The following is a 21591-nucleotide window of genomic DNA, read 5'->3' on the forward strand; positions in this document are numbered from 1 at the left end:
CCCTCCTCACGGTTCGCAGCTGACGGCTGGGGTTCTGAGCGGCAAGGTCATCTTGCAGCAAGGGTAGTAGCCACCCTTGTCGCGGTCGGACTGCCGGTAGAAGCAGAGCCCGACATCGACCCTATCGCCAGGATAATGGCCGGTGATGCCGATCGTGAATGGCGCGCCGGGCGCATGCGACAGGGGTGAAGTCACCCCGACGCCAGGCGTCCTGGACAGAGCCTTGATCGAATCGCCGCCAAAGCCGGCATGGTCGCGGAGATAGAGATCGGCCTCGAGGCCGGAGGGCGTGCAGAAATACCTGACATCGTCGACATCGAGGCAAGGAGGCAGATTGCCGGGAGGCGGGAAGTCCGGCGGATAGAACGGTGGCAGATAGCCGCCCGGCACTTGTTCGTAATAGCCGGCGCGGCCTTCGCAGGGGCGCCAGACCTCGACGTCGCCGACATGGCCCTCGACTTCCGGGTCTTCGAAATAGGTGTCGAAGTCGACGAACCACGAGCCGAAAGGCGGCACGTTGGCCGGCTTGACCAGCGCCGTCGGCGTGATCTGCACGCCGTGCACGGCAAGCGGCCCGCCGGCTGCGAGTTGTTCAGCAAGCTCCGGGTTGTCGCGCAACTTGTCACCGGTATCGACCAGCGTGTCGGTGCAGACGCCGGTATCGAGATTGCCTTCGGCATCGTAGCCATATTGCAGGTCGAGGCCGCCGGCCGACTGCCGGTTGTCTTGCGGGAAGCCGACCGCATATGCCTGCGGCACTTCCACCCAGGCCGATTCCGTCGCCGGATCGTCCGGATTTTCGCGCCAGTAGCGGATGACCTCACCCTTGCCGGAATCGGCGAACTGGCTGTAGTCGTAGCGGTTCTCCACCGGGCCGCGCTGGGCCAGGTACATGAAGCCCTTGTTATCGAAGGCGATGTCGGTGACGGCGTAATCCTTGTCGGCCTTGACCGTCAGTTCCCAGCGCGGGTCGCCGGCGAAACTGCCGTCGCCGGCAATGCCCACCGACCAGATCTCCGCCTCATCACCGACCGAATAATAGAGCCGGCCGCCACGATAGGCGACCGACCAGACGCGGCGCTCGTCCTGCGTGTAGCCCCAGCTGTCGGGTTCCTCGCTGTCGAAGGCAGCACCCTGGATGTCCATCACCGAGCCGTCGTCTGCAAGGGCGGCAAGCCCGTGCGCCGGGCGGCCGGCTATGCCGTGGTCGAACGTGTCGAGCAGCGCGCCATTGGCGTCGATGCGGTGGATGAGGCCGGTGTCGAGATCGCTGGCGAAGAACTGGCGGTGGATATTGTCGAAAGTGACGTCGCCGATGCCGGGACCACTATTGGCGTCGATATCGGCGAATTTCGAGACGGCGCCGGTGATGCCGTCGATCTTCCAGATCGTTCCGGGGCCGCCGCCGTTTTCGGTGCCGAACTGGCCATCCATGAAGACCGCGTCAGCCGTGCCGCGGCGCTGCCGCTCCGGCCGGCCGTCGGCGTCGCCGTCTGGTGTGACGATACGGATGCCGTGCAGCGACGTGGCGCCGGCATAGAGGTTTGGAATGGCCGAGGGAACACCGTCGCGCACGCCGTCGTCATAGGCGATGCCGAACACCTGGCCGATTTGCCCGGCCGTGACCTCGAACGGTGGCGGGGTGAAGACCAATTGGCCAGACGCCGGCCCGCCCAGCCTTGAGACGTCGAAGATGCGTAAGGTCGCGCGCGCCGTGTCGATGAAGGTTTCGTCGACGGGATCGACGCCCGGCGGCAGGCCTTCCTCGAAATTGGGGATGATGGTGCCGGAGAATCCGGTCACTGCCATCGAGCCGGGATAGATGATCTGGGTTTCCTGAGCCTGGGCCGAGCCACCGAGCCAGAGCCCAGCGGCGAGCGCCAAGATCGACAATCCGCTGGCAGCCTGGATGGCGCGGCGCAAACGGCCGGCACGAGAGCGCACCAACGCGCCGTGGTCGCAAGACATGGATCTCCCCCCACAGGTCATGGGAGAAACATCCGGTCCCGGCGCGCAAATCAGGGCAAGGCGCGGCGTTCCGGCACGTTCATCCCTGATCGAATTGTCTGCTTTCCTCGACGTCACGATACGCCTGCGTCCGCGCAGGGTCAACGGAACCAGCGAAAAGCCCAGCGCATCGACCCGGTCCCGAAGGCGATGGTCGCGCTGAGCTCCTGCTGTTCCCGGAGACCATGGAGCCTCTGGATCTGTGGTCATGGGGCTTTCCTTTCCGGGGCCGCACCACGCGGCACCTGAGCGTCAGTCGCGGGGTGAGGCGGAAAGGTTCATGGGCCGGGCCGGGCCGGCTGGGTCATCGCCGGAAAATACGGGCCTGCCGGTCCCGAATCGGATCAACCGCGATGAATGGTGAACGCCTTGCGCAGAATGCTTGCGCGCCACGCAGCGTGTTCTTATATACGCGCCAAGCCGTCCAGCGCCGAATGCCGGTTGCCGGAGCGGAATTTCTTGTGAACAGGGGCTTTCGTCGGAACGCCTGTACGGGTCCTGAGAGCCTGCTTAGCGGAGAGATTAGAACAATGGCAAAAGTAATCGGTATCGATCTGGGAACAACCAACTCCTGTGTCGCCATCATGGATGGCAAGGAATCCAAGGTCATTGAGAATGCGGAAGGCGCGCGCACGACCCCTTCCATCGTCGCCATCAACAGCGACGGCGAGCGCCTCGTCGGCCAGCCGGCCAAGCGCCAGGCGGTTACCAATCCTGAAAACACCATTTTCGCGGTCAAGCGCCTGATCGGCCGCCGCTACGACGATCCGGTGACGGAGAAGGACAAGAAGCTTGTCCCCTACAAGATCGTCAAGGGCGACAATGGCGACGCCTGGGTCGAGGCCGGCGGCAAGAAGCAGTCGCCCAGCCAGATCTCGGCGATGATCCTGCAGAAGATGAAGGAAACGGCGGAGGCCTATCTCGGCGAGAAGGTCGAGAAGGCGGTCATCACCGTTCCCGCCTATTTCAACGACGCCCAGCGCCAGGCGACCAAGGATGCCGGCAAGATCGCCGGCCTCGAAGTGCTGCGCATCATCAACGAGCCGACGGCGGCCGCACTTGCCTATGGACTGGACAAGAAGGAAGGCAAGACGATTGCCGTCTATGACCTTGGCGGCGGCACGTTCGACATTTCAGTACTCGAAATCGGCGACGGCGTGTTCGAAGTGAAGTCGACCAATGGCGACACCTTCCTCGGCGGCGAGGATTTCGACATGCGTCTGGTCGAATATCTGGCGGCCGAGTTCAAGAAGGAACAGGGGATCGACCTGCGGAACGACAAGCTCGCCCTGCAGCGCCTCAAGGAAGCGGCTGAAAAGGCCAAGATCGAGCTGTCGTCCACCACGCAGACCGAAATCAACCTGCCCTTCATCACCGCCGATGCCACCGGCCCCAAGCACCTGACGCTGAAGCTGACGCGGGCGAAGTTCGAGAGCCTGGTCGAGGATCTCGTCCAGCGCACGATCGATCCCTGCAAGGCGGCGCTCAAGGATGCCGGCCTGAAGGCCGGCGAAATCGACGAGGTCGTCCTTGTCGGCGGTATGACCCGTATGCCCAAGATCCAGGAGATCGTGAAACAGTTCTTCGGCAAGGAGCCGCACAAGGGCGTCAACCCGGATGAGGTCGTCGCATTGGGCGCCGCCATCCAGGCCGGCGTGCTGCAGGGCGACGTCAAGGACGTGCTGCTGCTCGACGTGACGCCGCTGTCGCTCGGCATCGAGACGCTGGGCGGCGTGTTCACGCGGCTGATCGAACGCAACACGACGATTCCGACGAAGAAGAGCCAGGTGTTCTCCACGGCCGAGGATTCGCAGTCGGCGGTGACCATCCGCGTCTTCCAGGGCGAGCGTGAAATGGCCGCCGACAACAAGGCGCTCGGCCAGTTCGATCTGGTCGGCATCCCGCCTGCGCCGCGCGGCGTGCCGCAGATCGAGGTCACCTTCGACATCGACGCCAACGGCATTGTCAACGTCTCGGCCAAGGACAAGGGCACCGGCAAGGAGCACCAGATCCGCATCCAGGCGTCCGGCGGCCTTTCGGACACCGACATCGAGAAGATGGTCAAGGACGCCGAGGCCAATGCGGAAGCCGACAAGAAGCGGCGCGCGCTGGTCGAGGCCCGCAACCAGGCCGAGGCGCTGGTGCATTCCTCGGAGAAGTCGCTGAAGGAATATGGCGAGAAGGTTTCCGAGGCCGACCGCACGGCGATTGCCGATGCGATCGCGGCGCTGAAGACCGCTGCCGAAGGCGACGACGTGACCGAGATCGAGGCCAAGACGCAGACGCTCGCCGAAGTCTCGATGAAGCTCGGCCAGGCCATGTACGAGGCTTCGCAGAAGGAAGCCGCCGAGGCCGACGCCAAGGCTGATGCTGCCAAGGACAGCGACGTCGTCGATGCCGATTTCGAGGAAATCGACGAAGACGACGAGAAGAAGAAGTCGGCCTGAACCGCCTGACGGTACAGGTAAGGGAAAAAGCCCGGCGCACAGCCGGGCTTTTTTGCAACCCTTTGCCGGAAAAACGCTGAGCTGCCCGAAAAAATGCGGACAAAGCCTCGTAGACACTGGCATCGCGGCTCCATCACACCTAAATCGGAACAGCGTGCCGGCAAACGACGCAACGATGCTTCAAGACGTTGAATATCCGGACTGCGGGAAAACATGAAAGCTGATTTTTACGAAACGCTGGGCGTGCAAAAGGGCGCCGACGAGAAGGAGCTCAAGAGCGCTTTTCGCAAGCTCGCCATGCAGTTCCATCCCGACCGCAACCCAGGCGACCATGCCTGCGAGCACAAGTTCAAGGAAATCAACGAAGCCTACGAGACACTGAAGGACCCGCAGAAGCGCGCCGCCTATGATCGCTTCGGCCACGCCGCCTTCGAGCACGGCGGCATGAATGGCGGGGCGCAAGGCTTTGGCGCCGGCGGCTTCGCCGACATTTTCGAAGACATTTTCGGCGACATGATGGGCGGGCGCCAGCGCCGCTCATCCGGCGGCCGCGAGCGCGGCGCTGATCTGCGCTATAATATGGAAATCACGCTGGAAGAGGCATTTTCCGGCAAGACCGCGCAGATTCGGGTGCCGGCCTCGATCTCCTGCTCGGAATGCTCGGGCAGCGGCGCCAAGCCCGGCACCCAGCCCGTCACCTGCTCGATGTGCAACGGCCACGGCAAGGTGCGCGCCACGCAAGGCTTCTTCTCGATCGAGCGCACCTGCCCGCAATGCCAGGGGCGCGGCCAGACCATCAAGGATCCGTGCCCGAAATGCGCCGGCCAGGGCCGTGTCACCGAGGAGCGCTCGCTGTCGGTAAACATCCCTGCCGGCATCGAGGATGGCACCCGCATCCGGCTGGCCAATGAGGGCGAGGCCGGCCTGCGCGGCGGCCCGTCGGGCGATCTCTACATCTTCCTCGCGGTCAAGCCGCACGAATTCTTCCAGCGCGACGGCGCCGATCTTTATTGCAAGGTGCCGATCTCGATGACGACGGCAGCGCTTGGCGGCTCGTTCGAGGTGACGACACTGGACGGTACCCAGACGAAGGTGAAGGTGCCGGAAGGCACCCAGAACGGTCGCCAGTTCCGCCTCAAGGGCAAGGGCATGCCGGTGCTGCGCCAGCCCAATATCGGCGACCTCTACATCCAGACCGTGGTTGAGACGCCGCAGAACCTTTCGCGCCGCCAGCGCGAATTGCTGGAGGAATTCGAGCAGCTTTCCTCAAAGGACAATTCGCCCCAATCGAGCGGATTTTTCGCGCGCATGAAGGATTTTTTCGAAACGTTCGGCGAGCACTGAAGCTGATCCCTGGAAAACGCTTCCCGAGCGTCATCAACACCTTATCCGGGGATTCACCTTGTCTTGCACCTCGTAACTGCTAAGTAGCGTGCGAGGGAGCGTTGAGGAGGACTTTTCGATGACGCGTAGTCCAGGACTGCGAAAGACGCTGGCGGAAAAGTTCGACGACGAGTTGAAGTTCTTCAAGGGCTGGATCGACAAGCCGAAGGCGGTCGGTTCGATCGTCCCGACCAGTTCCATCACCGCAGGCAAGATGGCCTCGATCGTCGATCCGACATCCGGCCTGCCGGTGCTCGAGGTCGGGCCCGGTACAGGCGTCATCACGCGCGCCATCCTCGCCCAGCGCATAAAGCCTGAGAATCTCTACGCGGTCGAATATTCCTCTGATTTCGTGCGCCATCTGCGCCAGCTTTATCCAGGCGTCAACGTCATCGAGGGCGACGCCTTCAATCTCGACGCGACGCTTGGCGACAAGCGCGACCTGATCTTCGATTCTGTGATATCGGGCGTGCCGCTGCTCAATTTCCCTGTCGCCCAGCGCATCGCCTATGTCGAGAGCCTGCTCGACCGTATCCCGGCGGGCCGGCCGATCGTGCAGCTGACTTACGGGCCGCTGTCGCCGATCCCGCCGGGCCGCGGCGACTATACGGTCGAGCATTTCCATTTCGTTATCCGCAACATTCCGCCGACGCAGCTTTGGATCTATCGGCGCGGGGCCGCATGAATTGAAGCGTTGGGTTTGAATAGCACTTGTCTTAATACCCATCGGGTGACAAGGCAGACCCATGGCTGTGATCCCGAAAATTCTTGTCTTCGCCGGTTCGGTGCGCAGCGGCGCCTATAGCGGCAGGACCGCCGACGTGGCACAGAAGGAACTTGCCATGCAGGGCGCCGAGGTGACCCGCATCTCGCTCGCCGACTATCCGTTGTCGATCCTCGACCAGGATTTGGAAAAGAACGAAGGCATTCCCGAAAACGCCGTCAAGCTCGGCCGGATGATCGCCGCCCATGACGGGCTGCTGATCGCGACGCCCGAATATAACGGCTCCATTCCGCCGCTGCTCAAGAACACCATCGACTGGGTGAGCCAGCTGCGCAAGGATGGCGGCCGGACGTTCAGGCCGCTTGCCGGCAGGGTCGCCGGCCTCTGCTCGTCTTCCAACGGACCCTTCGGCGGGATACGCTGCATCAACCATCTGCGCGCCGTGCTGGTGCGCTGCCGGATGGAAGTGGTGACACCGGAATGCTCGGTGCCGGAGGGCGGCAACGCCTTCGACGACGAGGGCAACTTCAGGGACGAGAGACTACACCAATCGATGGAGCACCTATGCCGCACGCTGATCGAGACCTCGCGCATGCTGTCGACGCGGATCGAGGCATGATCCCGGACGCCACGCATGCCGACACAATGCAGGAAAGGCTGATCGTCGGCCTCGACCTGCCGACGCTGAAGGAGGCCGAGAAGGCGGTGCGCGAGCTCGACGGACTCGTCTCCTTCTACAAGATCGGCTACCAGCTCGCCTTTGCCGGTGGGCTCGACTTCGCCCGCGAGCTGGCCAGCGGCGGCACCAGGATCTTCCTCGACATGAAGCTGCTCGACATCGACAACGCGGTAGCCAAGGGGGTCGACAACATCGTCAAAATGGGCGTGAGCATGCTGACCATCCATGCCTATCCGAAGACGATGAAGGCGGCGGTCGAGGCTGCGAAGGGCAGCGACCTTTGCCTGCTGGGGGTCACTGTGCTGACCTCGATGGACGAGCAGGACGTGATCGACGCCGGCTATGAGTATGATCCGCATACGCTGGTGCTGAGGCGCTCCGAGCAGGCGCTGCATGCCGGCATGGGCGGCATCGTCTGCTCGGCCGAGGAAGCGGAGGCAGTGCGCCGCATCGTCGGCCCCGACCTGGCCGTCGTGACGCCGGGAATCCGGCCGAAGGGCAGCGACCATGGCGACCAGAAACGCGTGGTGACGCCGGCGCAGGCGATCCGCAACGGCTCCAGCCACCTCGTGGTCGGCCGGCCGATCGTCGGCGCGGCCGACAGGCGGGCGGCAGCGGAAGCGATCCTCGATGAAATGCGCTCGGCCTGACGCCAGGAATTAACCCGGAGAAAAGCCATGCCCAAGGGATACTGGATCGCCCGCGTCGATGTACGCGATGCGGAAGGCTACAAGGACTATGTCGCAGCTGCCAAGCTGGCCTTCGACCGCTTCGGCGCCAAGTTCCTGGCGCGCGGCGGCGCGCATGAGAAGGCAGAGGGACCAGGCCGCGACCGCAATGTGATCATCGAATTTCCGTCGCTTGCGGCGGCGCATGACTGCTACCACTCGCCCGAATACCAGCGCGCCGTCGCGATCCGCCAGAAGGTGGCTGACGGCGAAATCGTGCTGGTCGAGGGGATTTAGGCGAGAAATCGGTTCATCGCGGTTTCAGCCATCGCATCGGCGAGGCTCAGGCCCCATTGTCGGCGACAGTAATCGCGGAAATCGAAGCAGGGCAGGCCGGGGCAGACCTCGAACTCGATGAGGTGCACGCTGTCGTCGGCTTCGACCCGGAAGTCGATGGAAAAGACGTCCCGCAGGCCAAGCCCGACCATCAGGTTTCCGGCTATTCGGCGAATAGTTGCATCCGCTCGAGGCTGGCTGTCGGCGACCGGCAGCAGCGCCGGCTCTGTGTATGTTCCCGACGCTTTCGCCACTGCGCCGGTATCGCCGTAAAGCGCCAGGCTGTCCTGCATGGTCTGGAAATCGCCGCCTGAATCGACAAAGGCGATGCCCAGCGCCTCGACGCCGGTATCGGGCCTCAACCCGAGAAAACTGGCCCGCGCGTTGCGCCCGGCGACATAGGGCTGGACCACGACATCGTCGCGATAGGCGGCGAAGACGCGCCGGCTAAGCTCCAGCGCATGGCCGAGATCATGGCAGCGCGAATCCGGCCAGATGCCGATCTTGGCGCCGAGCCGGTTCGGCTTGACGAACCAGCCGGCAGGCGAGGCCGGTGGCGCGACCAGCCAGGCGCCGTCACGGGCAAGGCCCGCCTGCGGCACCGGCAGGCCAAGCGCGCCAAGCACGGCGCCGGACCGGAACTTGTCCTGACAGAGCGCGAACAACGCATCGTCGGCGCCGATCGCCTTCAGGCCATTCAGCCGTGCCAGAGCTGGTGCCGCGCCGCCACGGAAATAGGCGATGCCGTCGGTCAGCGTCCAGACAAGCGTGGTCTTCGGAACTTCGCTGGCGAGAACGCTTGCGGCATCGTCGAGCGCCAGTGGGGCGAACGACAGGCCGCGCGTCTGGCAAGCGGCTGCAAGTGCGTCGAATTCAGCAGTGATGTCGGTCGATTGCGCCAGATAGGAGGCGATTTCGGCGGCACGCTTCGGCACGTGGTTATCGGCGACCAGCCGATCGAAGCAGGCCTTTTCCGGCTCGTAGACAAGGATCAGCTTCGGCTTGCGGCTTGACATGATCGAAACGATTTCCCGGCAGCACGATTGCCTAGAGCAATTCCAGGAAAAGTGTGGAACGGTTTTCCGTTCGGAACTGCGTCAAAACAAAGAGATAGAGCGGTTCAGCGTTTCCGCGAAACGATGAACCGTTCTAGCATCGCATGGCGACTGCATTCGGCTTTCGCGGAACCGACGTCAGCCGGACGCCCGCACGACAGTGCAGACATGGGTCTAGCCAATCAGCACGCGCGGCTCGAAGCGACCATTGACTGGAATGTCGAGCATAAATGTCATGCCGGCTTGCGGGTCGAGCAGGCGCTGCTTCTCGCTCTTGCCCGACCAGGCGGACGTGACCGCCAGCCGGTCGGCGTTCCTGCCGATGAAAGCCGGACAGGATGGCTGCGTCGCCGGCATCGCCACCGAACGGACAAGCTTGCCGTCGGGTCCATAGGCTTCGACGACGCTGCCGCCCCAGCAAGCGTTCCACAATATGCCGTCGCCGTCGAGCACCGAACCATCGATATAGCCCTTGGCGGAACGGTGGTCGACGAAGACCTTCGGTTCGCCAACCGGCAGTCCGGTCGCCGGATCGCAGCCGACGCGCATCAACAGGCCGGTGCTGGTGTCGGTGTAATAGGCAATGGTCCCATCCTCGGAAAAGCAGATCGAGTTGGGCACAGTAATGTCGGCATAAAGCCGGCGCAGCTCGCCCTTGAAGAACCAGTAGATCGAACCGGCGCCCTTCTCCTCGCCCTTGCCCATTGTGCCGACCCAGAGCGCGCCGCAAGGGTGAACGCGTGAATCGTTCGAGCGGGTGACCGCATTGTCGGCCTCGATCGGCGTGTGCAACGTCAGCTTGCCGGTCGCGACGTCGCGGACATGCAGGCCGGTCTCGGTGGCGATCAACTGGCGCCGGTCGTCGACGATGGCGACGGCGCTGGCCATCTGACCGAGCTCGTAGATCTTGACCGCACCGCCGGACAGACGTTTTTCCAGGAGCTGGCCATTGACGATGTCGAACCAGTAGAGCGTGTCGGTGGCAGGGTCATAGCTTGGCCCCTCCCCGAGTTGGCAGACATGGTCGGAAAAAACCGAAACGATGGTCTCGCTCATCATGCCACTCCTAACGCCGCGTCCCAGGCCACGACTGCGGCCTTCGCCCGTGCTGCCACTTCGTCGACGCTCATGCCCGGCTTGAACAGGCTGGAGCCAAGACCGAAGACGCTGACGCCGGCTGCCTTGTAGCCGGCAAAATCCTTGTCCGAAACGCCGCCGACGGCGCCGACCAGCACACTGGCCGGCAGCACCGCGCGCATCGCCGAAATGCCCGCCGCGCCAAGCACGCTCGCCGGGAAGAATTTCAGTGCCGAGGCGCCGAGCCGGATTGCCTGGAATGCCTCGGTCGGCGTGAACACGCCGGGCATCGTCACCATGCCGTACTGCATGGCACGGCCCATGACCTCGGCATCGATATTGGGGCTGACCAGCAGCCGCCCGCCGGCCTTGTGCAGACCGTCGACATCGGCGGCGGTGAGCACCGTGCCGGCGCCGACCAGCGCCGTCGGAGGAAGCGCTTCGACAATGCTGGCGATGGAGGCAAAGGGCTCGGGCGAGTTGAGCGGCACCTCGATTGCTTCGATGCCGGCGCCGAAGATCGCCTGGCCGATCGCCACCGCCTCGCTTGGCTTGAGGCCACGCAGGATCGCGACCAGACCCCGCTCGAGCTTTGGAAAAGGTGCGGTCTCTGTCATGCGGCAACTCCATTTTTGGCGATCATGCCATTTTCGCGCGCGGCTTCGGCAAGGCCGGCACGCACCGCCTCGTCGGCGTCGACCGCCCTGAAAGCGAGCCCGGCAAGGCCGAGCGCCTCGGCATAGAGCGTGCCGAGTGCGCCCGACGCGATCAGCACGACGGGCACAGCGCTTGCTCCATAACGGCGATTTGCCGAAGCGATCTCGCCGCCGATCAGCAGGCCGGACAGGCAGGCGGCGGCATCCTCGGGCTTCAGATCCTGCAACAGGCTGGCGGCGCGGATCGAGAACAGTCTTGAAACAATGTCACCGCCCTCGGCCAACGCCTTCAGGCACCAGTCCCGGAAAAACGGACTTTCGGCGGCAACCGGCTTCGGCGGCTCGCCCAGCGAATGGCGCAGGATCGAGTGCGCGGCCAGCACCGAAAACAGCTCGCCGGTCGGCCAGGTGCCGAAGCCGGCAACGGAGCCGTCCTCGACCAGCACCCATTTCGAATGGGTGCCGGGCATGCAGACGAGGTGGCGTCCCTTTGCCGGCAAACCGGCGCCGGCAAGCTGGGTTTCCTCGCCGCGCATGACGTCAGGTGCATCGGCGAGGCGTTGGGCGAGGCCAGGCACGATGCGGATATCACGGCGCTGGCCGGGGATGCGGGCAGCGCCGGCGAGGATAGCGCCGATCGGCGCCGGCACGCTGACATAGGGCGCCTCCAGCCAGCCCTGGCGCGAACCGGCCATGCCGCAAATGATGACCGGCAGCGCCTCTGGAGCGCCCATGGCGGCCAGATGCCCTTCGAGAACGGACGAAAATCCTTTGGCCTGGGCGGTGATCAGTCCGTCATCGCCGCGCCGCTCGGCGAGAACCTTGCCGGTGCCATCGAGCAGCCAGACCCTCATACGGGTGGTACCCCAGTCGACGGCCGCGACAGACGCTGCCTTGCTCGGTGAGATCACAGGAACCCCCCGTCGACGATCAGCATCTGCGCGGTCAGCATGCGTGAAGCATCCGACGCCAGGAACAGCACGGTGCCGACAATGTCTTCAGGTTGCATCACCTCTTTGATGCACTGCTTGGCGACGTGGGCGGCGAGCGCCTGTTCGGTGACCCAGAGCTTTCTCTGCCGCTCGGTGATCACCCAGCCGGGCGCGATCGCGTTGACACGGATGCCGTCGACGCCGAGCTTGCCGGCGAGACCCTTGGTGAGGCCGACGATGCCGGCCTTGGCGGCGGTGTAGGCCGGCATATCGGGATGGTTGATGAGAAACGAGGTCGAGGTGAAGTTGATGATCGAGCCGCCGCCGGCCCGCTTCATGCCCGGCGCCACCGCCTGTGCGCTAAAGAAATGCGGACGCAGGTTGATGGCATGGTTGTTGTCCCAGAACTCGACCGTGACGTCTTCGACGGCATGACGGTCATCCTGCGCGGCATTGTTGACCAGCACGGTGACGTCACCATGGGCCTCGGCGGCCTTGGCGACTGATAGCCGCAAGGCCTCGATGTCGCGTATGTCGGTCTTGAGATAGAGCGGCCGAAAGCCGAGCTCCTTGTCTAACCGATCGGCCAGCGCCAGGCTCGGACGGTCGGCGATATCGATGAAGGCGACCTTTGCCCCCTGGCGGACAAAACCTTCGGTCAAGGCAGCGCCAATGCCGGAGCCGCCGCCGGTGATCAGCACCGAAGCGCCTTCGAGGTCGGCAAAGCGTGCCGATGGCATCATGAATTCTCTCCCGGTCCAATGATCTCGGTCGGCCGGCGCGCATCCTATCCAGCCGTGTCGGGCGGGCAAGGGCGAAAGAGTGGATTGTCAGGACTTATGTCCGACAAAAGGCCGCACGGCCCGCCGATCGATCAACTGCCCAGCCGGACGCGGTACAATTCGACGGCGGCTCCGCTGGTCCCGGCAACCGGCTCAAGCCATTCCGGCACGCTTCCGCTCATCAACCCGGCAAGAAAGCCTGCCGGCGCCTTGGTTGCGAGGAGCTTGCTTTCGGCGCTGCCGGGGCAGAGCGCGACGAGGCCGACGTGATGATCGGTCAGGATCGTCCTGGCATCGGCATCGGACCCAAGGAAGGCATCGAGCGCCAGCAGGTTGCCGGCTACGTTGCGATGATAAGGCCCGGCGAAGACGCGATGTCCGGAATAGGCCAGGATCGGCGATCCGAGATTGGAAATTGCCAGCACCGTGGTGCCGGGCAGGCGGCCGAGTGCCGCAAAGGAGGCCATGCGCTGGCAAGCGACATCGGTGCCGTCGCCGTTATCGGCCGTCGTGTTGCTGTCGTCGAAGGCTACCGAGGTCGCCGCGGCAGCCCCAGTCCAGACCGCATTCACCGAAACCAGCCAGACGGCAGCCATACGCAGCGCCACACCACGCGACGGGCTGGCCTCAGCCCGTTGACGCCATTTGGCAATCCAGGCGGCAAGCGGGATGACGGCGAAGGCGATCGAGAATGTCGAACCGCGCACCTGCCAGGCGCTGACGATGAAGGCCACGACAAGCAGCGCGCCGACAAGGCTGTCCTGCCGTCGCCAGCCGTGGCCAAGGCGAAGCGCCATCAGCACGAGCGCAATGAGCGGCGTGGCATAGCGCGCCACCACCTCGGCCGGATCCTCGGCGAGCAGTTTGAACAGCGACTGCGCCTCGTCGATGTGATCAAGCCATAGCTCCTTGAGGCGCGGATCGAGGTTGGCGTAGGGCGCTGCCAGGCATTGTGGGAACAACAAGACGACGACAGCGCCCAATAGCAGGGCAAGCAGGCCAAGTGAGGCGATGCGCCGTTGGCGCGTGCGGCCTGCCGGCTCGATCGACGCTATGGCTGCAAGGCCGGTTCCGGCAATCGCTGCGACGACGAACTGCACGGTCGAAAAGGCGTCGCATTGCGCCTGACCCCAGGCGGATGGCGCAATGGTGGCGATAAAGACGAGGGCGGAGACGCCGGCAAAGCCGAGGCCGAAATCCCTGGCGATCGACCTCTCGCCATTGGCGTCGAGAGCAAACAGCATGGCGACAGAGGCGCCGATGGTGGCAACGTAAGGCGCGGTTTCCATACCGATGGCCAGCATCAGCCCGGCGCATAGGCCGGAGAGCAATGCCGCCGGCTTGCGCAATGGCGCTTCAAGCAACAGGCTCAGGCTGGCCATGCTCAGCATCAGCTGGATATTGTGGTGATCGAGCGCGCCAGGCGAAAAAATGCCGAGGAAATGCAGTGCGGCGGCGCCGACGACGACGGCCGGCAGCACGGCGCCGTCACCGGCAAAGCTACGCGCGGCGCGGGCGGTGAAAAATACGGTCAGGCAAAAGAGCAGCGCCGGCCACAGCACTTGCGCGACATGCTCGGCAAAGGCCGCGCTGCCGGTCAGGGCCGATACGGCCATGATGATGGCGGCGATCGGCGCATCGACCAGCCGCGACCAGTGCATGACGAAGCCGCCTTCCAGGCCCATCCTGTACTGGTGCAGATCGAACCAGCCCTGGCCGGCCAGCATGTCGCGAACTTCGACAAGGCGCAGCAGATTGTCGTTGTCGCCTCCGGCATTGGTCAATTCCGGGAAGCCGGCAAAGGCATTGACGGCAAGCGCCAGCAATGTGGCAAGCAGCGCCAGCGCGATATCGGACCTCCAACTGGAGGCGCCATCGTCGGCTGTGCTCATATCAGGACCTTTGGAAGGAATACGGTGCGGTTTAAACCTAGCCTTAACAGCTTCAATAAATAGTAAAGCCGCCCGAGCGAGGCCGGCGTTTGAGCGGTCAGGGGCCTCACAGGGCATCCGGAGACGAAAATGCCACAAGAAGTGCGCCATGAGCCGAGCATCGCCGTGCTGCTGCCTTGCTACAATGAGGAGCTGACGATCGGCGAAGTGGTGCGGCGCTTTCGCGAAACGCTGCCTGCCGCCGCGATCTATGTCTACGACAACAATTCGCGCGATCTGACGGCGCTCCGAGCCCGCGCCGCCGGCGCCATCGTGGTGCGCGAGCCGCGCCAGGGCAAAGGCAATGTCGTGCGCCGCATGTTCGCCGACATCGAGGCCGACATCTACCTGATGGCCGACGGCGACGGCACCTATGCGCCGGAGGACGCGCCGCAACTGATCAACACTCTGTTGACCGAGCGCTCCGACATGGTGGTGGGCACGAGGCGCGGGGTCGCCGACGATGCCGGCAGGACAGGCCACGCCTTCGGCAACCGCATCTTCAACAGCCTCTACAAGCGGCTGTTCGGCTCGGACTTTACCGATATCTTCTCCGGCTACCGCGCCTTCACCAGGCGCTTCGTCAAGAGTTTTCCCGCCGTTTCCGGCGGCTTCGAGATCGAGACCGAAATGTCGGTGCACGCCTCGCAGCTCAAATTGCCGGTCAGCGAGATCGGACTCGACTATGGCCGCCGGCCGGAAGGCTCCTCGTCGAAGCTGTCGACCTTTCGCGACGGCGCGAAGATCCTGTGGATGTTCGCCATGCTGATGAAGGAGACGCAGCCGCTGCGTTTCTTCGGCGCTTTTTCGGTGTTCTTCCTGGCATCAAGCCTGTTTCTGATGGCGCCGGTGCTGATCGAGTTCGCCGAAACCGGGCTTGTGCCGCGCATGCCGACCTGGGTGCTGTCGGTCGGGCTGCTGCTGCTGTCGATGTTAGCGGCAGTGACCGGGGTAATCCTCGATTCGGTGTCGCGCGGCCGGGCCGAGCAGAAGCGCATCTTCTATCTGTCGATGCCTTCCGGCCGCGTCGAACGTGAACGTGCAAGCGCGCTCGCGACTTTGAAGGCCGGACCGCGCAAGACCCCGCGGGCGGCTTAGAGCCTAAATGGGACGCCTTGCCCGCTTCATTGTCGCCGGCGGCATCGGCTTCGTCGCCGACGCGGCGGCGCTTTGGCTGGTGCTGACGATAGCGCCGGTCGGACCTTTCATGGCCCGCATCATTTCGATAGGTTTTGCCCTGTCCGTCACCTGGCTGATCAACCGCCATCTGACCTTCTCGCCTTCCAGCCGCGGCGTCGCGCAAGAGGGCGCACGCTACGGCAGCGTCGGTATTGCCACCAGCGTCGTCAATTATCTCGTCTATTGCGCCATGCTGTTCGCGCTGCCGATGGTGTCGCCGCTCATTGCCCTTGCGGTCGCCTCGCTGATTGCCATGGCGCTGTCCTTCCTCGGCTATTCCAAGCTGGTCTTCGATCGCTGAAGGCACACCGCATTGGGGTCTGCGCCAAGCGAAGCGCAGCCTCATCATGACCTTGGCCGATTGGCAGAAGCCGCCGATTTCCTTATATCGCTGTCGTCGATGCATCGGCCCGAAAAATCGGAATCGATTTTCGGGCAGTAGGATGCATGGATTCAAAAGTGTTTGGAGCGCACTTTGTGCGTCCAAGTGGATCGCTCCAACTGCGCCGGAGAGCACCTATGCCCCTGAAAGTCGCCGTCCAGATGGACCATATCTCCACCGTGTCGATTGCCGGCGACACGTCGTTTGCGCTGTCGCTGGAAGCGCAGCGGCGCGGGCACCAGCTGTTCCACTACACGCCCGACCGGCTGTCGCTGCGCGACGGCAAGGTGTTTGCCCGTATCGAGGCGATGCAGGTCCGCGACGAGAAGGGCAACCATTATTCGCTGGGCGAAGAAGTCCGCACCGACCTTTCGGAAATGGACGTCATCCTTTTGCGGCAGGATCCGCCGTTCGACATGAACTACATCACCACCACGCATATCCTCGAGTGCATCCATCCGAAGACGCTGGTGGTCAACGATCCGGCCTGGGTGCGCAACAGCCCGGAAAAGATCTTCGTCACCGAATTTCCCGACCTGATGCCGGACACGCTGATCACCAAGGACCCGCTCGAGGTCGCAGCCTTCCGCAAGGAGTTCGGCGATATCATCGTCAAGCCGCTCTACGGCAATGGCGGCGCCGGCATCTTCCATCTGCATGAGGCCGACCGCAACCTCGCCTCGCTGCTCGAAATGTTCGGCCAGATGTTCCGCGAACCCTACATCGTGCAGCGCTACCTCAAGGAGGTGCGCGCCGGCGACAAGCGCATCATCCTGATCGACGGCGAGCCGGTCGGCGCCATCAACCGCGTGCCGGCCGAGCATGATTCGCGCTCCAACATGCATGTCGGCGGCCGCGCCGAAAAGACCGAGCTGACGGAACGCGAACGCGAGATCTGCGCCCGCATCGGCCCCTCGCTGAAGAAGCGCGGCTTCATCCTCGTCGGCATCGACGTCATCGGCGACTACATGACCGAGATCAACGTGACCTCACCGACCGGCATACGCGAAGTGCAGCGTTTTGGGGGCGCCGACATCGCCAGCCTGTTCTGGGATGCGGTGGAGGAGAAGCGTAACTAGTCTCGCTTCGGAGCGGCCGCGTTGCAAACCATTGCAGCCGCTGCGTTCAGCTGTTCCCCAAATGTTCTTGCCTTCGCCGGAAATCTGTGGTTGTCTCCGGTGACGCCGTTCGCGGCATGATCGCAAAGGCTTGGGGCAAAGCCTGCATCCGGGGTGAAGACATGGTGGCGCGGGTTCGCACGGTTGCTTTCCAGGGCATCGAGGCCGTGCCGGTCGACGTGCAGGTGATGATCGCGCCGGGCAAGGTCAACATGCACATCGTCGGCCTGGCCGACAAGGCTGTGGCCGAAAGCCGCGAGCGGGTACAGGCAGCACTGCATGCATCCGGCCTGTCGATGCCGTCGAAGAAGGTCACAGTCAATCTGGCGCCCGCCGACCTGCCCAAGGAAGGCAGCCATTACGATCTGCCGATCGCGCTCGGGCTGATGGCTGCGCTCGGCGCCATTCCGGGCGACATGCTGGCCGGCTATGTCGTGCTTGGTGAATTATCGCTCGACGGCACCATTGCCGCGGTGGCCGGCGCGTTGCCGGCGGCGATCGGCGCCAATGCCGAAGGCAAGGGCCTGATCTGCCCGTTCGCCTGCGGGCCGGAAGCGGCCTGGGCCGGCAAGGATTTCGACATATTGGCGCCGCGCAGCCTGATTGCCATCGCCAACCATTTTCGCGGCACGCAGGTCCTGTCGCGGCCGGAAGCCGGCATCCATGCTTCGGCGCGCGACCTGCCCGACCTTGCCGACATCAAGGGTCAGGAGACCGCCAAGCGGGCGCTGGAGGTGGCGGCGGCCGGCGGCCACAATCTTTTGATGGTCGGTCCGCCGGGATCGGGAAAGTCGATGCTGGCGCAGCGGCTGCCGTCGATCCTGCCGCCGCTTGCGCCCAGGGAGTTGCTCGAAGTCTCGATGATCGCGTCGGTGGCCGGCGAACTCGGCGAAGGCAAGCTGACCGACCGGCGGCCGTTCCGTGCGCCACACCATTCGGCCTCGATGGCGGCGATGGTCGGCGGCGGCCTGCGCGTGCGGCCGGGCGAGGCCTCGCTTGCCCATCACGGCGTGCTGTTCCTCGACGAGTTTCCCGAATTCTCACCGCAGGCGCTCGATGCGCTGCGCCAGCCGCTCGAGACCGGCGACTGCATGATCGCGCGCGCCAACCACCGCGTCACCTATCCGGCGCGCATCCAGCTGGTTGCGGCGATGAACCCGTGCCGCTGCGGCATGGCCGGCGAGCCGGGCTATCGCTGCCTGCGCGGCGACCGCTGCCGCACCGACTACCAGGCGCGCATTTCCGGCCCGCTGCTCGATCGCATCGATCTCAGGATCGAGGTGCCGGCGGTCTCGGCCAGCGATTTGATCCGGCCGGACCGGGCGGAGAAGAGTGCAGCCGTGGCACTTCGCGTAGCACGGGCGCGGACGATCCAGCGTGAGCGTTTCGAACGGCTCGGCGCGACCTCCGCCACCACCAACGCGCATTGCTCACCGTCGGTCATCGAGGAGATCGCCATGCCCGATGCCGCCGGCCTGTCGCTGCTCAGGGACGCCAGCGAAAAGCTTGGCTTTTCCGCGCGGGCCTATCACCGCGTCTTGAAGGTGGCGCGGACACTGGCGATCTCGAGGCCAGCGAGACGGTCGGCCGCATCCATCTGGCCGAAGCGATTTCCTACCGCATGAGCTCGGAACGGATGGCACAAGCGGCGTAGGTTTCCCTCCCCCTCGACGGGAGGGTGGCCGCGAAGCGGCCGGGTGGGGTCGCCGGTGGGACCCTCGGCCTTGCTGTATTTCGAAACCGATCCGCGTGCGGAGCGTTGCGGGGCTCTTCCCGAGGCGCATCGTCAGAATGGGCGTCGGCGCACTGCACCCAGGACCCCACCCGGCCCTTCGGGCCACCCTCCCCTCGAGGGGGAGGGGGACGCCGGCGACTAGCGCGCCTGCTCGTTCGCCTTCAGCTCCAACCTCCGCGCGTGCAGCACTGGCTCGGTGTAGCCGTTGGGCTGGATGCGGCCCTTGAAGACCAGGTCGCAGGCGGCGAGGAAGGCGATGGAGTTGTCGAAATCCGGCGCCATCGGCCGGTAGAGCGGATCGCCTTGGTTTTGGCGGTCGACGATCGCCGCCATGCGTTTCATCGTTTCCATGACCTGCTCGGGGGTGCAGACGCCGTGATGCAGCCAATTGGCGATGTGCTGCGAGGAGATGCGCAGCGTGGCGCGGTCCTCCATCAGGCCAACGTCGTTTATATCTGGCACTTTCGAGCAGCCGACGCCCTGGTCGATCCAGCGCACGACATAGCCCAGAATGCCTTGTGCGTTGTTGTCGAGCTCCCTCTGGATGTCTTCAGGCGACCAGTTCGGCCGCTTTGCTACCGGCACCGACAGGATGTCGTCGAGCCTGGCCTTGGGCCGACTTTTCAGCGCCTTCTGGACGGCGTGGACGTCGACCTTGTGGTAGTGCGTGGCGTGCAGCGTCGCCGCCGTCGGCGACGGCACCCAGGCGGTGTTGGCGCCGGCCTTGGGATGCGCGATTTTCTCGGCCAGCATTGCCGCCATCAGGTCGGGCATCGCCCACATGCCCTTGCCGATCTGGGCGTGGCCGGCCAGCCCGCATTCCAGGCCGATTTCGACGTTCCAAGCCTCGTAGGCGGCAATCCAGGCAGCCTGCTTCATGTCGCCCTTGCGGATCATCGGGCCGGCTTCCATCGAGGTGTGGATCTCGTCGCCGGTGCGGTCGAGGAAGCCGGTGTTGATGAAGACGACGCGGTCCCTGGCGGCGCGGATCGCCTCCTTGAGGTTGACGGTGGTGCGCCGCTCCTCGTCCATGATGCCCATCTTGATGGTGTTTTTCGCCATGCCGAGCAGCGCTTCGACGCGGTCGAAAATCTCGACGGCGAAGGCGACTTCGTCGGGGCCGTGCATCTTGGGTTTTACGATATACATCGAGCTGGCGCGAGAATTGGCGCGGCGCCCGTTCGGGCCGATGTCATGCAGCGCGATCAGCGCCGTCAGCGCCGCATCCATGATGCCTTCCGGCACCTCGTTGCCGTCGCTGTCGAGGATCGCCGGATTGGTCATGAGGTGGCCGACATTCCTGACCAGCATCAGCGAGCGGCCGGGCACGATCAGCGTGCCGCCATCCGGCGCAGTGTAAGTACGGTCGGGGTTTAGCCTCCGGACAAAGCTCTTGCCGGCCTTGGTGATCTCCTCCGCCAAGTCGCCCTTCATCAGGCCGAGCCAGTTGCGGTAGACCAGCACCTTGTCCTGGGCATCTACCGCGGCGACCGAATCCTCGCAGTCCTGGATGGTGGTCAGCGCCGATTCCAGCACGACATCGGCAATGCCGGCTGGGTCGGTGCGGCCGATCTGGTTGTTGTGGTCGACAACGATTTCGATGTGCAGGCCGTTCTTGGTGAGCAGCACGGCTTCGGGTTCGGCGGCATCGCCGCGATAGCCGGCAAATTGTTTGAGGTCGGCAAGCGTGCTGGCGCCGGCGCCCTCGCCCAGCCGCAACATGCCATTGGCGACCGAAAGCCCGTTCACACCAGCCCATTTGCCTGTCGTGAGCGGCACCGCCTCGTCGAAGAAGCTTTTCACCCAGGTGACGACCTTGGCGCCGCGCGCCGGATTGAATTTGTTGCCTCGCTCGGCGCCGTCTGTCTCCGGGATGGCGTCGGTGCCGTAGAGCGCATCATACAGCGAGCCCCAGCGCGCATTGGCGGCATTCAGCGCATAACGCGCGTTCATCACCGGCACCACCAGCTGCGGCCCGGCGACCAAAGCAATTTCCGGGTCGACATTTTCGGTCGTCACCCCGAAGGGCGGCCCCTCGGGCAGGAGATAGCCGAGCTCGCGGAGGAACGTCTTATAGACCTCCATGTCGACGGGCGCGCCATTGTCGCGATACCAGCGGTCGAGCTTGTCCTGCATGGCGTCGCGCTTTTCGAGCAGCGCCCGGTTTTTTGGCGAGAGATCATGGACGATCGTCGAAAAACCGTTCCAGAACGCGTCCGCCTCGATGCCGGTGCCCGGCAGCGCCTCGTTGACGACGAAATCATGAAGCTCGCGGGCAATCCGCAATCCGGCGATCTCGACGCGATCGGTCATCAGGGCTTCTCCAGGACGAAAGGCTAGGCCGGGCCTTTGGCATGTCACGGTGGCAGGGTCAATTCGGCATAGAGTGAAGGTAGGGCGTTTTCGCTGCCGATCTCCCCCTCGAGGGGGAGATGGCCGGCAGGCCAGAGGGGGTCGCCTCGCGTGGAGTGCGACCTCTTCTTTGCACCAAATCACGTCG

At 64.2% G+C, this 21591-nt stretch carries 17 protein-coding genes and 1 pseudogene; 10 read left to right on the forward strand and 8 right to left on the reverse strand.

What is annotated here, in order from left to right; all coding sequences use genetic code 11:
* Positions 1-6 precede the first annotated feature (6 nt).
* Positions 7-1968 carry a hypothetical protein gene (locus NKH13_RS08460; protein ID WP_352716163.1) on the reverse strand — a complete coding sequence of 654 codons (1962 nt, stop codon included), beginning with the start codon at positions 1966-1968 and terminating at the stop codon, positions 7-9.
* Between the two features lie 569 nt (positions 1969-2537).
* On the opposite strand from NKH13_RS08460, the gene dnaK reads away from it, so the two are divergent.
* The 6 genes from dnaK (at position 2538) to NKH13_RS08490 (ending at position 8205) form a co-directional block, all read left to right on the forward strand.
* Complete coding sequence (gene dnaK / locus NKH13_RS08465) at positions 2538-4454, forward strand: molecular chaperone DnaK (protein ID WP_352716162.1); 1917 nt, start codon at positions 2538-2540, stop codon at positions 4452-4454.
* Between the two features lie 213 nt (positions 4455-4667).
* Complete coding sequence (dnaJ, locus tag NKH13_RS08470; RefSeq protein ID WP_023679852.1) at positions 4668-5798, forward strand: molecular chaperone DnaJ; 1131 nt, start codon at positions 4668-4670, stop codon at positions 5796-5798.
* Positions 5799-5916: 118 nt separating this feature from the next.
* Positions 5917-6522, forward strand: a complete 606-nt coding sequence (gene pmtA / locus NKH13_RS08475) for a phospholipid N-methyltransferase PmtA (protein WP_352912108.1) — start codon at positions 5917-5919, stop codon at positions 6520-6522.
* 61 nt (positions 6523-6583) lie between these two features.
* A complete protein-coding gene (locus NKH13_RS08480; protein WP_352912110.1) occupies positions 6584-7180 on the forward strand; it encodes an NADPH-dependent FMN reductase in 597 nt (198 codons plus the stop codon).
* Positions 7177-7890, forward strand: coding sequence for an orotidine-5'-phosphate decarboxylase (pyrF, locus tag NKH13_RS08485; protein WP_352716155.1), 714 nt, complete (start codon positions 7177-7179; stop codon positions 7888-7890). Before NKH13_RS08480 ends, pyrF begins: the two co-directional genes overlap by 4 nt.
* Positions 7891-7917: 27 nt before the next feature.
* Positions 7918-8205: a DUF1330 domain-containing protein gene (locus tag NKH13_RS08490; protein WP_023718908.1), complete on the forward strand. Its 288-nt coding sequence runs from the start codon at positions 7918-7920 to the stop codon at positions 8203-8205.
* Here NKH13_RS08490 and NKH13_RS08495 read toward each other — a convergent pair.
* The 6 genes from NKH13_RS08495 to NKH13_RS08520 form a co-directional block, all read right to left on the reverse strand.
* Entirely contained in the window at positions 8202-9260 is a 1059-nt protein-coding gene (locus tag NKH13_RS08495; protein ID WP_352912112.1) for a D-alanine--D-alanine ligase family protein, read from the reverse strand. The genes NKH13_RS08490 and NKH13_RS08495 overlap by 4 nt on opposite strands.
* Positions 9261-9473: 213 nt before the next feature.
* Entirely contained in the window at positions 9474-10355 is an 882-nt protein-coding gene (locus tag NKH13_RS08500) for an SMP-30/gluconolactonase/LRE family protein (RefSeq protein ID WP_352912114.1), read from the reverse strand.
* On the reverse strand, positions 10355-10993 hold the full coding sequence (locus NKH13_RS08505) for a 2-dehydro-3-deoxy-6-phosphogalactonate aldolase (RefSeq protein ID WP_352912116.1): 639 nt from the start codon (positions 10991-10993) through the stop codon (positions 10355-10357). The genes NKH13_RS08500 and NKH13_RS08505 overlap by 1 nt, the downstream gene beginning before the upstream one ends.
* Positions 10990-11940 (reverse strand): 2-dehydro-3-deoxygalactonokinase, encoded by a 951-nt coding sequence (locus NKH13_RS08510; protein ID WP_352716399.1) that lies wholly within the window; start codon positions 11938-11940, stop codon positions 10990-10992. Before NKH13_RS08510 ends, NKH13_RS08505 begins: the two co-directional genes overlap by 4 nt.
* Positions 11940-12707 (reverse strand): SDR family NAD(P)-dependent oxidoreductase, encoded by a 768-nt coding sequence (locus NKH13_RS08515; protein WP_352912118.1) that lies wholly within the window; start codon positions 12705-12707, stop codon positions 11940-11942. Before NKH13_RS08515 ends, NKH13_RS08510 begins: the two co-directional genes overlap by 1 nt.
* 131 nt (positions 12708-12838) lie before the next feature.
* Positions 12839-14638, reverse strand: a complete 1800-nt coding sequence (locus NKH13_RS08520) for a GtrA family protein (RefSeq protein WP_352912120.1) — start codon at positions 14636-14638, stop codon at positions 12839-12841.
* Positions 14639-14767: 129 nt separating this feature from the next.
* Between NKH13_RS08520 and NKH13_RS08525 the strand changes: the two genes are divergently transcribed.
* The 4 genes and pseudogenes from NKH13_RS08525 to NKH13_RS08540 all read left to right on the forward strand — a co-directional run bounded on the left by NKH13_RS08525 (position 14768) and on the right by NKH13_RS08540 (position 19010).
* A complete protein-coding gene (locus NKH13_RS08525; RefSeq protein WP_352571550.1) occupies positions 14768-15775 on the forward strand; it encodes a glycosyltransferase in 1008 nt (335 codons plus the stop codon).
* Between the two features lie 7 nt (positions 15776-15782).
* On the forward strand, positions 15783-16157 hold the full coding sequence (locus NKH13_RS08530; RefSeq protein WP_352912122.1) for a GtrA family protein: 375 nt from the start codon (positions 15783-15785) through the stop codon (positions 16155-16157).
* Between the two features lie 218 nt (positions 16158-16375).
* The gene (gene gshB / locus NKH13_RS08535) at positions 16376-17317 is read left to right on the forward strand and encodes a glutathione synthase (protein ID WP_352912124.1); all 942 of its coding nucleotides are present in this window, start codon (positions 16376-16378) and stop codon (positions 17315-17317) included.
* Between the two features lie 161 nt (positions 17318-17478).
* Positions 17479-19010 (forward strand): annotated as a pseudogene (locus NKH13_RS08540) (YifB family Mg chelatase-like AAA ATPase).
* A gap of 219 nt (positions 19011-19229) precedes the next feature.
* Here NKH13_RS08540 and NKH13_RS08545 read toward each other — a convergent pair.
* Positions 19230-21404 carry a malate synthase G gene (locus NKH13_RS08545; protein ID WP_352912126.1) on the reverse strand — a complete coding sequence of 725 codons (2175 nt, stop codon included), beginning with the start codon at positions 21402-21404 and terminating at the stop codon, positions 19230-19232.
* Positions 21405-21591 lie beyond the last annotated feature (187 nt).

The sequence above is a fragment of the Mesorhizobium sp. M1348 genome (assembly GCF_040317925.1).
Lineage (GTDB): Bacteria > Pseudomonadota > Alphaproteobacteria > Rhizobiales > Rhizobiaceae > Mesorhizobium.

What these genes read in the sequence shown, in the direction of transcription:
- NKH13_RS08530 (WP_352912122.1), top strand. Translation starts at nt 15,783, where the DNA reads ATGGGACGCCTTGCCCGCTTCATTGTCGCCGGCGGCATCGGCTTCGTC.
- NKH13_RS08505 (WP_352912116.1), bottom strand. Translation starts at nt 10,993, where the DNA reads ATGACAGAGACCGCACCTTTTCCAAAGCTCGAGCGGGGTCTGGTCGCG.
- NKH13_RS08490 (WP_023718908.1), top strand. Translation starts at nt 7,918, where the DNA reads ATGCCCAAGGGATACTGGATCGCCCGCGTCGATGTACGCGATGCGGAA.
- NKH13_RS08480 (WP_352912110.1), top strand. Translation starts at nt 6,584, where the DNA reads ATGGCTGTGATCCCGAAAATTCTTGTCTTCGCCGGTTCGGTGCGCAGC.
- NKH13_RS08495 (WP_352912112.1), bottom strand. Translation starts at nt 9,260, where the DNA reads ATGTCAAGCCGCAAGCCGAAGCTGATCCTTGTCTACGAGCCGGAAAAG.
- NKH13_RS08520 (WP_352912120.1), bottom strand. Translation starts at nt 14,638, where the DNA reads ATGAGCACAGCCGACGATGGCGCCTCCAGTTGGAGGTCCGATATCGCG.
- NKH13_RS08545 (WP_352912126.1), bottom strand. Translation starts at nt 21,404, where the DNA reads ATGACCGATCGCGTCGAGATCGCCGGATTGCGGATTGCCCGCGAGCTT.
- pmtA (WP_352912108.1), top strand. Translation starts at nt 5,917, where the DNA reads ATGACGCGTAGTCCAGGACTGCGAAAGACGCTGGCGGAAAAGTTCGAC.
- gshB (WP_352912124.1), top strand. Translation starts at nt 16,376, where the DNA reads ATGCCCCTGAAAGTCGCCGTCCAGATGGACCATATCTCCACCGTGTCG.
- pyrF (WP_352716155.1), top strand. Translation starts at nt 7,177, where the DNA reads ATGATCCCGGACGCCACGCATGCCGACACAATGCAGGAAAGGCTGATC.
- NKH13_RS08500 (WP_352912114.1), bottom strand. Translation starts at nt 10,355, where the DNA reads ATGAGCGAGACCATCGTTTCGGTTTTTTCCGACCATGTCTGCCAACTC.
- dnaK (WP_352716162.1), top strand. Translation starts at nt 2,538, where the DNA reads ATGGCAAAAGTAATCGGTATCGATCTGGGAACAACCAACTCCTGTGTC.
- NKH13_RS08525 (WP_352571550.1), top strand. Translation starts at nt 14,768, where the DNA reads ATGCCACAAGAAGTGCGCCATGAGCCGAGCATCGCCGTGCTGCTGCCT.
- NKH13_RS08515 (WP_352912118.1), bottom strand. Translation starts at nt 12,707, where the DNA reads ATGATGCCATCGGCACGCTTTGCCGACCTCGAAGGCGCTTCGGTGCTG.
- dnaJ (WP_023679852.1), top strand. Translation starts at nt 4,668, where the DNA reads ATGAAAGCTGATTTTTACGAAACGCTGGGCGTGCAAAAGGGCGCCGAC.
- NKH13_RS08460 (WP_352716163.1), bottom strand. Translation starts at nt 1,968, where the DNA reads ATGTCTTGCGACCACGGCGCGTTGGTGCGCTCTCGTGCCGGCCGTTTG.